We start from the raw sequence: 16,958 nt of genomic DNA on the forward strand, positions 1-16,958 counted from the left end.
TTGATGGACCAATAGAATAAATGCCCCCAACAAGATTCTAACCTGTTGGAGGCATTCACTTTTTTACCAATAATACTTTTCACCAAGTGGTATGCTTCAACGTAGGAAATGCCCGAATCACATCACTTAGACTAATCTGGCCCAAAAGTCTTCCGTCTTTCATTACAGGGAATCTTCGGATTTTATGTTGCAAAAATTGAGAAGCTGCATCGAATATTGACAAATCCGGAGAGAGCGTCAGAACATCAGTGGACATATGCTCACTTACTTTAGCTGGGAATTTCGGTGTGTTGGTGTATTTACCTTTGATAATCTCTTTGAGACAATCCACTTCCGAAATAATACCAACCAATGCACCAGAAGCATCAATCACTGGCGCTCCAGAAATCTTTCGCTTAGTAAATATTTCCATCACCTGATCAATTGAATCATCTGGTTTGAAGGTGATCAAGTTAGTACTCATGTACTCTTTGACAAGGATTTGCGGAATCGGGGCTTTTTTGGGTTCTGCCATTCTAACCCCTTGAAAACTTTTTACCATTGGTTAAAAATTAAAGGTGAGAGAATAAATTACCGATATTACTCCGAAATTAAAAATTATAGTTTAAGAAATATGATTAATCAGTACTATATTTTTAAATATAGTACTATCTCGAAATTTTAGTTCATCTTATTCTCCAAGTAAATAAATGGCTTCCAAGATTTAGTTGCCCTTTTATAAAGGTCATCAAACTCGAACGAACCAACCATTAGGTCAATATCGCCATCCAAATCAGTATCGCCAGAAGTCATGGTGAGCCAATTTCCATCAACGTTTTCACTCAGCACAAACGGATCAAATTCACCTTCCTCATTTTGTCTGAAATAAATCAGGTTCTGCTTTGGAACTTGCGAATCATCGGGGAAGAAAGACAGCACAAAGAAATCCTGATCACCGTCCCCATCAAAATCCGCTATTTCAATTCCACTTGCTCCATACATCGGATAGAACCAAGACCTTTCAAATTCATTTTGTCCATTATTGAAAAAAACATGAACACCGTGGTAATTCTTGAGCACTTGTGACAAATCTGCATTATCCCCATTCACGACAATAATGTCTTTGTGACCATCCTTATTCACGTCCTCAAACCGAAAGTCGCTGGATCCAAAAGCTGGCTGAAAGCGAAGCAACGTCTTCTCTTTAAATTGATTCCCTCCCTCATTCAACCAAACATAAACTCCTTCCTTTGCCTGAGCCATTAGTCCTAGCACGTCCAAATCTCCGTCCCCATCAAAATCAACAGCAAGCGCACGCCTGGCTCCAGGCTCAGGACGTAAAATCACTTCGGCTGGACCAGTAGAGCCCGACAGATAAATACTCATCTTTCCAAAGTGATCCCCAAACTGTGAAACCACCCTATCCATTTCTCCATCCCCATTCCAATCTGCAATAGCAAGATTTACTGGACGGATTAACTTGGTCAAAAGCTCGTCACTTTTCCAATCCTGAGCTTCCTTCCAAAATCCCGAAACCTTGCCTAAGGTATCATTGGATGGATCCATTCTTCCCATCGTCAGCAACTCAAAAGTATCATCATCATTCCATGTGATATCCACCGGAGCTACTTCAGTTGGAATAGAATCCTTTATCTGAAATCCATTTTCAGGATCTAAGATATAAATCATTTTTAAACGATCTCCGAGCCATAGGTCGCCTGTTTTGGGATGAACCCGAAGCATAGTAGATAGATTTCCCTTTATTCTATGGAAGTCTGGTCGTGAAACTCGGAAACCAGGAATTCCTTTAGTGGGCTCTGCTTTTTTTGCCTGTGGCAAAGGAGAGTCTGGCGCATGTTCCAGGTAATAGGCAAGAATTTTATCCCAGTCTTTTGCTCGAATTAATTGAACCTTAGAATATACTCCTGCAGGGGCACCCAAATCTTCAGGCAATGTCTGCCCAAAGTCCTCTGGCAAAACGAGCCCCATTCGCTTGCGCATATCGGGAAGCACATCTTCCTTCCAGGTGGTTTTATCCAAAATCTCCGGCTCTGGCTTGATATGACAACTCGCACAATAGGCATTTGCAAGCTGCTCTCCATTCAGATTCAAGTCGGTAGAAGCCAATTGCTCCAGTGTAGGAGGTGGTTGCTTCCGCTCCGAAATTGGATTACAGGAATAGGATAGCACTACTATAATTAAAACAATCAGACTTCTCAACTTCATTTCCCTATTACCTTCAAAAACTGATTAACGACTTCCTTATCTATTCTGATGTGGTGTGTGAAGGATTTTGAATCATCGGAAAATGACACTTCCGGATTGAAAAATTGATTTGTAGAAGGCTTCCAGGTTTTGCACGAGGCGTGGACTTCTTTCAAGAACCCAGTTTTTTTCAAATCAAAAACATGCTCAGGTTTTGTCCCCCCACCGGGCATGATGCTGATTCTATCTTGAGCTTTCAGCAATAATTCTTTAAGGGTTTCCAGCCCGTCAGTAACCGAATTTTTACCCCCAGAAGTCAAAATACGATCAAAGCCACATGAAATGATTTTCTCCAAGGAATCGAAATAATCAGCAGAAGCATCAAATGCACGATGAAAGGTGCATGGCTTCCCAGAAGCAGCTCGCAAGAGTGACTTACAAGAATCAATATTCACAAAGCCTTGATTATCCAACACACCAAACACAAAACCATCTGCACCCTGCTCACCCAGCAATTCTATGTCTCTCTTCATCACCATCAATTCCTTCTGAGAATAAGCGAAGTCGCCACCCCTCGGCCGAATCATCACAAATACCGGAATATCAATCTCAGTTTTCAAAAACTTTAGCATTCCTACACTTGGAGTCTCTCCTCCTTCGGGAAAATTAGCGCAGAGCTCTAAACGATCAATGCCAAACTCAGCCGCATCAAGTGCTGCTTCCAGGTTGAAAACCGGAACTTCTAAGATTATTTTACTCATCCGTTGAAATGTGATTTAGAATCGATCATAACATTGCTTTTTAGTGTTGCTTGCGCAAAGTTGAAACCCGGATGTACCGCGTAAGCTCCCACTTCTCCGTCTTTATTTATGGCAAGGAAACCAGCTTGTAAATCTTTAATATTCTTGTTTTTTGCGATCAATCTCTTCACAGCCTCTTCACAAGCTTCCTGCGGAGTTCGTCCATGACGCATCAATTCCACAATCAAAAAGCTTCCACAGATTCTGATTATAGATTCTCCCAGCCCAGTGGCCGTAGCAGCCCCTACTTCATTGTCTACAAACAAACCTGCACCAATTATGGGGCTATCTCCCACTCTACCATGCATTTTATAGGCAAGTCCACTTGTGGTACAGCTTCCTGCTAGATTTCCTTTGGCATCCATTCCGATCATCCCGATGGTATCGTGATTTTCAATATTAATAACTGGCTTGTACTGGCTAGTTTCTTTCCACTTCAAATATTCCTTTTTCGCATTTGGGCTTAGCTCTTCTTTTTCTATTGGAAAACCTTCGGCAATTGCCAATTGTTTGGCACCTTCACCCACAATCATTACATGGGGGGTCTTTTCCATCACCACTCGTGCCAAGGAAATCGGGTGCTTTACCTGTCGTACAAAAGCCACTGCGCCACAAGACCCGTCGCCTGACATAATAGAAGCATCAAGTGTCGTGATCCCTTCTCGATCAGGTAAGCCTTGCAAACCTACAGACAAGTTGCTCAGATCCAATTCAGTGTCTCTCACGCCCGTCTCGACGGCATCCACTATACTTCCGCCTGCCTTCAATTTTTCCATAGCCGCAGCATTTGCAGGCAATCCATGATTCCAAGTGGATAAGATCAGAGGTTTTTCACCTTTGAAAAGTGAAGTTGCTTTTGCTTCAGAAATGGTAGAAACTCCGGGTATTAATAAAGCAGATCCTAAAAGTGATTGCTTGATAAACTTTCTTCTATGTGACATTCGAGTTAATTTAGAATCAGGCTTCAAATTATTAAAAATGGGGCTATTTCAACTTACCATCCTTCATTTCCTTTAAAATCAATTGTTGAATTTGATTATCCGCAATTCCCCCTACTTTCAAAAAGTTGACTTCGTAAGCTTACGGATCTCAAATCGCCTAAAATTCAGTCAATTTATGATCCGTTATTCAGAATTAGGCCAGTAAACTTAAGTTCCTTGATTAAATGGCTGGAAGACCCGCCACAGCGAGTCAGGCCGAAGACGGGTGACCGAAGTGGCGAATTCGCTAGTGTTTTCAAAACCCTATAATGCTTTTATTCTACTACTGACAGGTAAAATGATACACGAATAATGATATATGTTTTGTGGAGAAGTACTAATCTGATTACATTTCCAACAACTGAATAACAATACACGAAAGAAAATATTTATAGTCCATGAAACCTTACCTACTCGCAGAATCCAACTGGAAAACACTTGAAAATCATCGTTTTGAACTGGCAGTTTTACCCTGGGGAGCAACTGAAGCGCATAACTATCACATGCCATATGGTACAGATGTATATGAAGCTGATGCTGTAGCTGCAGAGTCAGGAAAGAAAGCTTGGGAAAAAGGCGCTAATGTCACCATTATGCCCACGATTCCTTTTGGGGTAAACACAGGGCAATCGGATATTTACCTAGACATCAATTTGAATCCCAGCACGCAGCTGATGATTCTAAAGGACATCATCACGGTACTTGATCGACAAGGAACTAAGAAGCTTCTGATTGTAAATAGTCATGGTGGTAATGATTTCAAAACGATGCTTAGAGAGCTTGGGTTGAAGTTTCCTGAGATGATGCTTTTCACTTGCAACTGGTTTCAGGCATTAGATAAAACCAAGTATTTTGAGGAACTGGGCGATCATGCAGACGAAATGGAAACTTCCATCATCATGCATCTGCATCCTGAATTAGTTTTGCCACTTGAGGAAGCTGGAGATGGATCTGAGAAGAAATCCGCAATCAAAGGCATTCAGGAAAAATGGGCTTGGGCCGAACGCAAATGGTCCGAAGTATCGGCAGACACTGGAATAGGCAATCCAAAAAAATCCTCCCCTGAAAAAGGAAAGAAATATTTTGAAGATGTTACCGATAAAGTTGCTCAACTAATGCTGGATATCTGCGAGGCAAAGACGGGGGAATTATATAAATAACACGATTATCCTTAACACATCATTATGGAAAAAGCGCTGTCTTACAGAAGACGAATAAGACTGGAGACCGAAGATGCCAAATGTTAGTTTTAAACAAATTCTACTTTAGTTTTTCTTCGACGTAAGGATAAAAAAGATAGTAATATGCGAATTACCTCAAGTGCGATGTGTAAATGCGAAATGTATTAAATGATTATACGGAATCTTGCCAGTAGAAAATTTATAAGATCGAAAATCCAAAGACACATAAAATCTGGTTTACTTCGGTCATCGGTCTTCCACCCCATTGACCAAAAAGAATTCGCTTACTGGCAGAAAAGCGTATATACGGAACGTATTAAATGAGTATCCGTGATCTTGCACGTATCAATAATATATTTGGCTTTCACATGTAAAAATCCCCCTAAGCCCCCTTTGGAAAGGGGGAGTAGCCGAAACTGATCCTCTAACATTGATTCCAACCATTTACGTGCAACAGAGCGAACAGTCACAATGAATTATGTGATCTTGAAATAATCATTCCAGCGTATTCATATCTACATCCTTGATATTCCCTTTATAATCCTGCAATTGAATTCCTTTAACTCCTTTTGGAAGAATCACTTCTCTTCCTGATTGGGATAAGAATCCAGACCCAAGACTGGTTTCAATTCGCTGTTTTTGACCATTTTCCAATTCCAAAATTACAGCCATTATATCCTGACCTGGAGTAAGTGAACGACTATCATCGCTATTTGTATGCTGGAACATCAAGAGTTTTCCTCGGTTTTGGGATGCGACAAAAAGAGAACCACCTTGCGCGGAAGCCATTTTTACCAAGGCTTTTCCATCACCCGGAACCACAAAACCACTTTCCTGTGGACTCATGGGAGTAAATTCACCTTTTCCATCGCCCAATAAAACCAATCCTAAATGAGCATCAAGGCGGCCTACAAAAATCTCATTCCCATAGTCATTCCCTATCATTACTACATCAGGAAATCCATCGCCATTGACATCCCAAGTTGCAAGTCCATTCACTGGCGCGATCTGTGCTTTAGTTGGCAGCCTTTTCACCTCAAATTTTCCGTTGCCTAGATTTTCTATGTAAGCCGTCTTATCGTAATTCCCAGTGAGAATCAAGGCATCCTTTTTCTCTTCTTCTGAGAAAATTGTCGCCTCAGTACTCAAAGCATACAACTTGTACCGCTCGTATTTCCTTCTAAACAACGTACTTTGTCCATATAGATCGCCCCAAAAGTGGCTTGGGAACGAGTTATAATTACCCTCCCTATCCTTGTAGTATGCAAAAGTGATGGGATCAACACTGCCATTATTGTCAAAATCCTTTGCATAGATTTTTACAGGTCTTTCAGCCGTTGGGTGATGCGAATTATTTTCTCCTAGATTTCCTACTACAAAGTCAGTATCGCCATCCTGATCAAAATCGCCTGAAGTGATGGAATTCCACCAACCCAAGTAATTTTCAAGACCTGTGTTTTCAAGCTTAGTAAGCTTTTCACCAGTATTTTTGAAAACGGATATCTCCATCAACTCTCCGACCACTATCAAGTCAACCAAGCCATCAGCATCCACATCTGACCACACAGCATCCGTGACCATACCCACTTTACGAAGCCCCGGAGCAATTTCATCCGTTACATCCTGAAGTTGCCCGTTGATGTTTTTAAGAAGAAAGCTTTTATCAGGAAATGGATATTGCGCCACTGGAGTTCTGCCTCCTACAAACAAATCCATAAACCCATCTCCATCGAAATCAGCACCTCTTACAGTAGATCCACTTGCTTTTACCGATGAGAAATTCTTGTCGAGAGTAAAATTTCCAAGCCCATCATTCAAAAACAAACGATCCGAATACTCGGTAGCATCTCCCAAAAACTCATTGCTTCCTCCCACCAGATACATATCCAAATCCGAATCGTTATCTATGTCAAAAAGAAGAATCCCCATTTCTTCAAAGAAATTACCATCCTCCTGGATCAGATTCTTGGCAGAAAACATCCCTTCACTATTTTGGATGTATAGCTGTGGAGCAAAGCCAGAAGCTGACCCAACGACCAAATCCTCAAGTCCATCGCCATTCACATCACCGGTAGCGAGACTAGGCCCATACTGACTCAATTTGTGCGGAATTATCCGTTGAATGTTGTAATCAACTTTATCCTCCTCTTGATGTGTGTATTCCAAACCTTTGGCCGAGGACACCTCCGTAAAAAGTGCATTTGTTGTTTCTGAAGGAATAACTGCCAATTTATTCTTTCCTTGCCTAGCATCTGAGTACGCAAATTCAAGCTTCTGATTTGATTTCACATTGATCAAAGAACTTTCTTTACCATCAGGCCAAATCACTTGAATTGATGGGATTTCAGACGCTTCTCCTACTCCAAAATGCACCACTTCGTCTATCGATGACATATAGCCTCGCACGACTTGCTGCTCTTGATAGAGTTTACTGCCATCTGGAAGTGTAATCAATACTTTAGCACCCAACCCTTGTGGATTAAGCTTCGATCCATTCAGCTTAAGCCTGATATAGTTATTCTTCTCTTCAATGTTTTTGAGTGTGTTTTCAAAGACAAATGCTGGGTCATTGATATTATTTACCACATAATCCAGATCCCCATCATCATCTAGATCCACAAATGCGGCTCCGTTTGAAAAGGATGGTTTGTTCAAACCCCATGATTTTCCTTCGTCTGAAAAAGTTAAATCACCATTATTTTTGTAAGCATAGTTTGGGATTTTTACGATAGGAATGGAATCTAGCAATTGTCGGTCAGTAGCAATATTCCCTAAATCCGCACGATAGTTTGCAAAGTCCTTGTCTGTAATGTCTCTTGGAAAGCCATTGGTCACTAATAAATCACGGTGGCCATCATTGTCAACATCTCCAAATAAGGGTGCCCAACTCCAGTCGGTTTGATATACACCTGCCAACATACCAATCTCACTAAATGGAACATCTGCTCCATTATTCATCTGAAGCATATTTCGAACATATTGGTACTCATAGCCCCATTGCTCATTGCTGAGATAAACTTGATAGGAGTTATTGCCGATGGTGGTTTTCTTTCGATAATTATCCTCCCCGAGCATATCCAGCGTGATGATATCTGGCTTAGCGTCATTGTTGAAATCAGAAATATCAGCTCCCATGGAAAATTGGCTTTGATGTCTCAGCATTTCTTTGGATTGATTGGAAAAAGTGCCGTCCTGATTATTGATATAAAGAATATCATTGGTCACATAATCATTGCTGACATGAATATCTGGCCAGCCATCGTTATTCAAATCAGAAACCAAAACACCCAATCCATAGCCTTCGATGGTGATGCCTGCTTCAATGGTCACATCCGTAAATGAACCATCCCCATTGTTTCGATAGAACTTATCGTTATTAATCGCAGATCCGTCTGTTATTTTAAGACGATAGTTACTCGGAACATTTCGGCTTTGCTCGTTATTCAGCACATACAAATCCAAATCCCCATCTAAATCATAATCTACAAATGCTGCCCACATGGCATTTCCTGAATCAGCAATCCCATATTCAGAAGCCATTTCCTTGAATGAAATAGCCCCAGCTGCATCTTTCCCTTGATTCACATAAAGCAAGTTATTCCGCTCTCCTGGACCGAGCTTCATGGCTGAGGCAACATATATATCCATCCAGCCATCTCCGTTGATATCTACTACGGCTGCACCGGTGCACCATTGATTAGCAGCAGCAACACCGGCCGATTCTGTCACATCTTCAAAATTAAATTTCCCTGAATTCAGATACAGTTTATTAGAAACCTGATTTCCTGTAAAAAAAAGATCAGGAAGTCCATTGTTGTCAAAATCTGCAACGGCCACTCCACCACCATTAAAGATGTATTCATCTGTAAGGATGTTGAATGAGTCTGATTCTACAATAGTATTATTAAAATCAATTCCTGTCTTGCTGGGCGGGATAAGTTCGAATAATGTTGATTCTTTATTGCAAGAGGAAAAAACCAAAAGGAATAAAACCAAAAGGCAAGAATAAGTGAACTTCATAGTAAATAGGTTGGGTACTTGGGTTGCGCTGAAATTAGCACTTTTGGAGCATAAGGGAAATAAAAACGCAGCTTATTAGGTGGGTAGAAGCAAAAAAAGGGAGACAAATGTCTCCCTTTTAAAATTATATCAATTACCAAATCAAAAACCAGGATTCTGGATTAGAATATCAGAACCAACCAGGTCAATCTGATCTTGCGGAATAGGAACCAGACTGAACTTATCCGTGTAGTTAGCTCCGCCTAAGGCTGCTGCCAATTGAACACCATCTAGTGCAAAATAGTAGTCAAGTTCAGCTTGAGCTGTACCCCATCGTATTAGATCATAGAATCTATGTCCTTCCATTCCGAGCTCGAGTAGACGCTCCATACGCACAGCGGTCCTAGCTTGAGCAGCATCAGCAAAAGGTGCAGCGTATGTGTTGATTACATATTTTGCAGCCAAAGTACCATTAGCTCTTTTCAGATTAGAATTTATCGCTCTAGTTCTAACAAGATTTATATACTCACGAGCCTTTTCTAATCCACCAGTTTCGATTTCAGCTTCTGCAGCCATCAACAAAACATCTGCAAATCTAATAATCATAAAGTTGATACCAGTATAGCCAGGAGTCCATGAAGAGTTATCTTGGAAAGAGCCTTGTTCTGATTTAGCATAAACATATTTCTTAGGAGAATAAGGGCCTCCATTTGGTTGATTTCTGATCCAAGCAGCGCCTGGAAAATCTTGCCAATCTAGGTAAGGAATACCTCTTCTACCTACTGTATGATCCAAACGAGGGTCTAAATTTCCTGTGTCCGGAGTGAAAGGGTCTGCGGTTTGGATTCCCATATCATTCTTCACTCTGTTAGCCGGAGCATTGTAAGTTCTATCCAACAATGGTAGACCGGCAGCAGTAGTTCTAAACGCATTCACGAAAGTAAAGCTCGGCTGGAAGAATCCGCAACAGTTACCCGGACCAGATGGACCGGTATTGTATGGGAAATTCAAATCAAATTCTGGGTTCGCATTCGAAACTGATCCAGTACCGGCAGCAGCTTGATAAGCCCAAACAGATTCTTGGTGGTTATCATTTTTACCTCTGAACATGTCATCATAATAGGGAACCAAACCATATTTCAGGTTATTGCTGGTTACACCATTGGTAATCACATCAGTGAAAAGCGTTTTAGCTTCAGCAAATTTTTTCTGATACAGATAGATTTTTCCCAAATAGGCTTTTGCTGCCCAAGAATTAACCCGACCAACTTGAGGCTGAGTAGCAGAAAGGTTATCAACAGCAAACTTCATATCCGCTTCAATAAGTGGCCACAAGTCAATATTATTCACAACATCCTCAAGACCACTTCCATAATCTATAGTCTCATCTACATAAGGTGTGTTACCATAATCACGCTTCAATTCAAAATAGTAATGCGCTCTAAGGAATCTTGCCTGAGAAGATATCCGCTTTACATCATTTGGAGTGACATCTGGACCTGGTTTAGCTAAAAGCCTTAGCACGTTATTTGCCCGTGCAATTCCTTCATAAGCCACGTTCCATTTGGATCCAACGTCACCTGATGCTGCATTGATCTCAAATCTTTGAATTGGATTAATTGTAGTGAAATCTCCAGGGTCAGTACCCTTATTCGCTTCACCACCTCTAATGCTACCCCAAACCCAATTGGAAGGAGATCCTAATCTATTTCCTCGACCGTTTACCTGAGAATAGGCCGCAATCAAAGATGCGTCTATACCTGCTAACGTGGATAACTGAGCCTCCGCCAACTGTCCTGTCGGCGCGACATCTAGAAAATCATCGCTACAACTCACTGCTACCATCATCATCCCTGATGCGAATAACGCTCCGATTTTTAATTTATAATTCTTCATTTTTTTTTAATCAATTATAGTTTCTATAACTCGATTTATCAATACTTAGAAGCTAAGATTCACACCGACAGTATAACCACGAGTAACTGGATAGTTACCAACGTCAATACCAAATGTCAAATCAGCATCACCACCAACTGCAGGATCCAATCCCTCATAACCTGTGATAGTGAACAAGTTATTTGCAGAGGCAAATACTCTCAGTCTCTCCATTTTCCATCTTTCCAATATTGGAGCTGGCAATGTATAACCTAAGGTTACGTTCTGCAGTCTTAGATACGAACCATTTTCTACGTAGAATGAATTTTCAACGTTAGAAGTAGAGAAGTTTGAAGTCTTTTCTACGACTGGGATGGTAGCATTCAAATTGTCAGGAGTCCAAGCACCCTTTAGTCGCTCAGAGATTGCTGCCCCTTCGAATGTCTGGAAGAAATCCGTAAACCACTTAGATTGGTTCCAAACCTCATTACCGATAGAAGTATACAAGTAGGCTGACAAATCAAATCCTTTGTATCCAACGGTGAAGTTTACACCACCAGTGAAGTCAGGAATTGGATTACCCAAATTGATTCGATCATCAGGATCAATTTTTCCATCTGGCAAACCAGTCAAATTACCTTCAGCGTCTCTTCCATTCGTATCCTCAAACTTGAATCTACCTGGAGCTGCACCATCCTGGGTTGGATGATTAGCTACATCCTCGGCATTACTAAACAATCCAAGGGTATTGTATCCAAAGAAGGTAGAAAGTGGCTGACCTACTGAATTTCTAATTGGACGAATTCCTCTATAAGATGGATTCGCACTAGTAATGATATTCAAGCCAGGAGCAAGGGATACAATTTCATTCTTCAATATCGAACCTGTGAAAGTAAGCTCATAAGTGAAATCAGAAGAAAGATTACCCCGAGTCGTGACCAAAAGATCAAGTCCTCTGTTTAGCATTGATCCAATATTCACAGCTGGTGGCGAAGCGTTGCTTCCCGCAGTCAAAGGAATTGGTACTTGGAATAATAAGTCCTTAGTGTCTTTTTTCCACCAATCAAAAATCACATCTAATTTGCCATTGAAGAAGGTACCATCAAATCCAATGTTTGTGGTCTCAGCAGTTTCCCATCGTGCATCCGGGTTACCAATACGAGTTCTTCTAAATCCGATAATGGCCGAAGAGTTTGAACCTGTGATATCATAAGAAGAAGCTCCAACGTTTCCACCGAATAATGAGTATTGATTATTTGGATCCACATTATTCGAGTTACCCATTTGTCCCCAACCACCACGGATTTTCAAATCATCAATCCAAGTAGCGCTAGATAGGAATCCTTCTGAAGAAAGTCTCCATGCTGCAGAAAATGCAGGAAAAACACCGTACCTATTGTTTGATCCGAATCTAGAAGATCCATCACGTCTAATTACACCACTGAAGAGATATTTATCATTGTAGGTATAGTTTAGACGACCAAAGTAAGAACTGAAGTTTACTCCGCGACCAAAACCTGAATTTACTTGTCTCGTAGGAACTGGAAGGTTAGAAATATTGATGAAATCAATATCAGTTGAAAAAGGATTCTGCCCTGATGCATTAATACCACGACCTACACCGTCGTTTAATGCTTCTTGTCCGATAAGCACATCAAAGGCATGCTTTCCAAAGGTTTCCTTCCACGAAACAGTATTGGTAAATGTCCATCCGAAACCAAATGAAGAGCCTTCGCTGTATCCAAAGGCCGAATTATTTTCTGAGTTTTCATACTGCAATCTAGAATAGTTCCAAAAGTAACTAGTTCCATAATTAATTCCTAAAGCAGTTCTAAATGTCAAGTTGTCCAAGATATCATATTCTGCATAAACGTTACCAAAAGCACTCGCTGAATAACCTCTGTTATCATTTTGACCATCTCTACTTGCAACTGGATTACGTGGGTTATTGAAACCTCTTGCCGCAGTTCCAGCATATCCACCAAACTCATCATAAACAGGAATTATAGATGGCATACGGAAAGCTTGAAGAATATCATTCTCATCATCTGAAACGCCTCTACCGCCGGTACCACCTTGCTGGCCTAATACCTGACGGTAGGTAGCCTGAAAGTTTTCACCGATTCTTAACTTTTTGGTCACATCAAATTCAGAGTTAGCTCTGAAAGTAATACGCTTAAAGTTATTTCCAATCATGATACCTGCCTGATCTTGATATCCAAAACCAATATAGAATCTACTAGTCTCAGATCCGCCATTCAAACCAATTGATTGTCTGTTCAATGGAGCATTTCTTGTCAAGGCACCATACCAGTCAGTTCCTTCTCCTGTAGCTGCTCTTACCACTTGGTAGATAGGACCTTTGGAAGGATCAACATTATATTTTGCTCGCTCTTCCTCTAGACGATCTGCTGAGAATGGCCCAGCAACTCCAGCTACTCCGCCTACATTGATGTAGTAAGGAAGTACTGGGCTTGAACCTGAACCAAATTGTGGATGTCCATAATTAGGTGCTCGATTACTTATTCTAGCTTGGTTTGTTTCTGCTAACCAAGTGGTCGTTGCAAAATCCTGAGGATTCATCATTTCTAAGCCTACTCCAGGGGTAGTGACCCCAAACATACCATTGTAGTCTACACGAATCTTTTGATTTCCTCTTCTCCCTTTTTTGGTGGTGTAGATAATCACGCCGTTTGCAGCTCTTGCTCCATAAATGGACGCTGCAGCCGCATCCTTCAAAACTGTAGTAGATTCGATGTCATCTGGATTCAGGAAGTCTGTGTTTCCCACAGGCACTCCATCCACCACGTAAAGTGGCTCGTTACCACCGAAGGCACCGAAACCACGAACACGAACTATTGACGAGGTTCCCGGCTGGCCGTTTGTAATAACTGTCAAACCAGAAACTCGACCTTGAAGGGCTTGTTCCACGTTACCTGTAGGGATTACACTCAGATCTTTAGGATCTACAGTTGCAATAGCTCCCGTAGTTTCTCTTCTGCTGTCGATGGTGTAACCAGTTACTACCAATTCAGTAAGAGTTCTTTCGTCAGGAGCCATTTTAATATCAACGATGCTTCTGTTTCCTACAGGCTGCTCAAAAGCTTTATAACCTATAAAAGAGAAAACCAAAACAGATTGATCATTTGGCACGTTGAGGGAGAATTTCCCATCAATATCTGTAGCTGTACCAGTTGTCGTTCCCTTCACAAGAACTGTAACCCCAGGAAGTCCAACATCGTACTCGTCTAACACAGTACCAGTAACGGTTTTTTGCGCAAAGGCAGCCGCACCGGTTAGGACTAAGAGCACTAAAAGTGCACTTAGATTTTTGTAAAAATTTTTCATAAACATAGATAGATTGGGTAACAAGATTAATTGCAAAAACTTGTCTTTTTAATATTTTATCGCAAACGATTGCGACTTTACTCAAAATAATAGCCAAAGGAAATCTCCCGATCTACAGGATACTTTTGCGACTATACCGCGGTTTTTTCAGAAACCAACTAATTAAGAAACCTTAGGTTTGAGAGCACCTGTAAGTGATGCTGCAAGGTGGAGGACACACTAATTATTAAGTAGAATAGGTCATAGGCAGATATTTTGGGTTACGTTTTATCACTTAATCATCAATGTTAAAGATTCTAAAACGAAATTCAAACGCAACTGCAAAAATTAAATTTGGGATTGTATTGAAACTCCACTCAAATCTACACCACTGACCATTAATACGGCTCTAATTTAGCCTAAATATCGGATTTACCAAAAATAGAAATAATTCAATTGACTGTTATTTCCTTAGGTACTTAGGTGAAATATTAAATAATTGTTACTTATTTTTCATTATTGGTAACACTTGGCTTAAATATTCGGAAAAATTCATCAGATGACCTGATTTCTTAGAAAATCGGATTCACCAATCCTTTCTGATAAATTAATTCGCTGGCGTAAGTAGCCTTGTCCAACTGCAATAAAGCGAACACTGTTTGTCTACTTTCAACAGCAACCATTGCCAGTCCATAAAAACCTTAGCCATAGTTCCATCATGCCATCCCAGACTCTTCAAATGAAAGACTTGCATTGGAAAAATCCTTTGAAATGAAATAGGACAAGTTAAATTCGGAAAATTCCTAAAACAAAAAAAAGAGTCTATCAAGATATTCTCCGATAGACTCTTTAAAATTTGAACTAGACCAAATTAATAATTTGGATCCTGAGTCAAGGTAGGTTCGCCTCCTTTTAATGATCTGTCAATGGCCTCAAGTGGAATAGGAAAATATTCATTTTTATTCTTGGTAAATGTTTTTCCACTTAAGTACACTCGCTTAGTTTTCTCAACAGCCAGGTAATCATTCAAAACCTGGGCAGAAACACCCCATCTTTGAAGATCAAAGAAACGATGTCCTTCCATGCTAAACTCAAGTCTAGTTTCGAATCTTACAGCCTTTCTAGCAAGATCTTTGTCAGTCCATGAAACATCATACGTTTTGATGTTGTAATTCGCAGCTGGTACTCCATCCACGATGGTGAAATCATTTCTTGAACTTCCTTGGATAGCTTTAGGAACGAAACTATCTGGATTTGCAGCTCTAGTTCTGACCTGATTCACCAATTGCCTTGCTCTGTCAAGGCTTCCAATCTCAACTTCAGCTTCAGCCAGCCATAGTAAAACCATGCTGTAACGCAGGATCCTGTAGTTATTAGCTGTCAGATTACCCCATCCGCCAATACCAAAAGCTGCTTTTTCTGCCACATGCTTCATAGAAGAATAAGGGCCTGCGTAAGAAAGATCTCTTACGAAATCAGTACCGTGAATTTTGAAATCTTTGAAAAGAATACCTGGTCTACCTAAAGAATGATCGATTCTAGGATCTAGGAAACCAGTATATTCAGTTTGCCAAGTCACATCTGAATTATTGAAGTTGTCCAAAAGAGGAAGTCCAGAAGCAGATGTTTTGAAAGCATTCACCAAGTTTTGAGAAGCTTGATAGAACCCGCAACATCCCCATGGATCGATATATGGATGCGCAAGACCCACTCCCTGATTTGAAGCTTGGTCGTTTGCACTGTTTATCGCATATTGAATTTCAAAGATAGACTCTGCATTGTTACGAGTAGCAACCAAAAAGTTGTCTTGGAATTTATCTACAAGCGTGAATTTTCCGCTATTTACGATTTGATCCAAAAGCGCCTTAGCTTCAGTAAGTTTGGCAGTGTTGGCATTTCCGTTTGCATCCCATCCCTGGTACATTTTAGCTTTTGCCAGCAATGCCATAGCAGCCCATTTAGTAGGTCTTCCTACTTGAGCTTGCGTCTCAGGTAGTTTTTCCATAGCAGCTTGAAGATCGGCTTCTATTGCAGGCCAGATTTCCACATCATTAGGAACCTTTGTGCTTTCTACATCATTGATATCAAAAATCTCATCACTGATATATGGAGGGCTTTTCCACATTTTTCTAGCTTCAAGATGGAAAAATCCTCTTAAGAATCTTGCTTCAGCTATGATACGAGTCCTCGTAGCTTCACTGACATTCTCTACTAATTTCAAGGTATTAAGTGCATCATTTGCTCTTGCAACACCTTTGTAAAGGCCTCTCCATTTATTTCTGACGTGACCATTGAAAGCCTGGAAATCGTACGCTTCAATAAAAGACTGCTCAGGCTGATCACCTGCATCTGTGCCCTTATAAGCATCATCTGAAGCTATACCACCAAACACCCAGTTTTGAATATCATTTTCCCATGCAGCCTGGCCATCTAGTCCAGTACCTGAAAGCATTTTATAAGATCCCAAAAGAATTCCTTCCACTCCTGATTCAGTAGCCAATCCTTGGGATGAGAATTGTCCTTGTGGCTCATTTGTTAAGAATTCATCATTACAACTAATTGTAACGAGTAGAAAAATTACAAATGACAGTAATTTATATATCGTTTTCATA

General features: G+C 40.6%; 9 protein-coding genes. 1 reads left to right on the forward strand and 8 read right to left on the reverse strand.

Annotated elements, in window-relative coordinates; genetic code table 11:
- Positions 1-79: 79 nt before the first annotated feature.
- The 4 genes from BVH04_RS19120 to BVH04_RS19135 form a co-directional block, all read right to left on the reverse strand.
- Positions 80-541 (reverse strand): CBS domain-containing protein, encoded by a 462-nt coding sequence (locus tag BVH04_RS19120; protein WP_086543080.1) that lies wholly within the window; start codon positions 539-541, stop codon positions 80-82.
- 119 nt (positions 542-660) lie between these two features.
- On the reverse strand, positions 661-2,205 hold the full coding sequence (locus BVH04_RS19125) for an FG-GAP repeat domain-containing protein (RefSeq protein ID WP_086543081.1): 1,545 nt from the start codon (positions 2,203-2,205) through the stop codon (positions 661-663).
- A complete protein-coding gene (locus tag BVH04_RS19130; RefSeq protein WP_086543082.1) occupies positions 2,202-2,945 on the reverse strand; it encodes a copper homeostasis protein CutC in 744 nt (247 codons plus the stop codon). Before BVH04_RS19130 ends, BVH04_RS19125 begins: the two co-directional genes overlap by 4 nt.
- Positions 2,942-3,925 (reverse strand): isoaspartyl peptidase/L-asparaginase family protein, encoded by a 984-nt coding sequence (locus BVH04_RS19135; protein WP_086543083.1) that lies wholly within the window; start codon positions 3,923-3,925, stop codon positions 2,942-2,944. The genes BVH04_RS19130 and BVH04_RS19135 overlap by 4 nt, the downstream gene beginning before the upstream one ends.
- Before the next feature lie 437 nt (positions 3,926-4,362).
- On the opposite strand from BVH04_RS19135, the gene BVH04_RS19140 reads away from it, so the two are divergent.
- The gene (locus BVH04_RS19140; protein ID WP_086543084.1) at positions 4,363-5,124 is read left to right on the forward strand and encodes a creatininase family protein; all 762 of its coding nucleotides are present in this window, start codon (positions 4,363-4,365) and stop codon (positions 5,122-5,124) included.
- Positions 5,125-5,640: 516 nt separating this feature from the next.
- On the opposite strand, the gene BVH04_RS19145 is transcribed toward BVH04_RS19140, so the two are convergent.
- The 4 genes from BVH04_RS19145 to BVH04_RS19160 form a co-directional block, all read right to left on the reverse strand.
- Entirely contained in the window at positions 5,641-9,165 is a 3,525-nt protein-coding gene (locus BVH04_RS19145; RefSeq protein ID WP_086543085.1) for a VCBS repeat-containing protein, read from the reverse strand.
- A gap of 141 nt (positions 9,166-9,306) precedes the next feature.
- Positions 9,307-11,040, reverse strand: a complete 1,734-nt coding sequence (locus BVH04_RS19150) for a RagB/SusD family nutrient uptake outer membrane protein (protein WP_086543086.1) — start codon at positions 11,038-11,040, stop codon at positions 9,307-9,309.
- Positions 11,041-11,085: 45 nt separating this feature from the next.
- Entirely contained in the window at positions 11,086-14,373 is a 3,288-nt protein-coding gene (locus BVH04_RS19155; protein ID WP_086543087.1) for a SusC/RagA family TonB-linked outer membrane protein, read from the reverse strand.
- An 844-nt stretch (positions 14,374-15,217) separates the two neighbouring features.
- Positions 15,218-16,957 carry a RagB/SusD family nutrient uptake outer membrane protein gene (locus BVH04_RS19160; RefSeq protein WP_086543088.1) on the reverse strand — a complete coding sequence of 580 codons (1,740 nt, stop codon included), beginning with the start codon at positions 16,955-16,957 and terminating at the stop codon, positions 15,218-15,220.
- Position 16,958 lies beyond the last annotated feature (1 nt).

Source organism: Algoriphagus antarcticus (genome assembly GCF_002150685.1).
Taxonomy (GTDB): Bacteria; Bacteroidota; Bacteroidia; order Cytophagales; family Cyclobacteriaceae; genus Algoriphagus; species Algoriphagus antarcticus.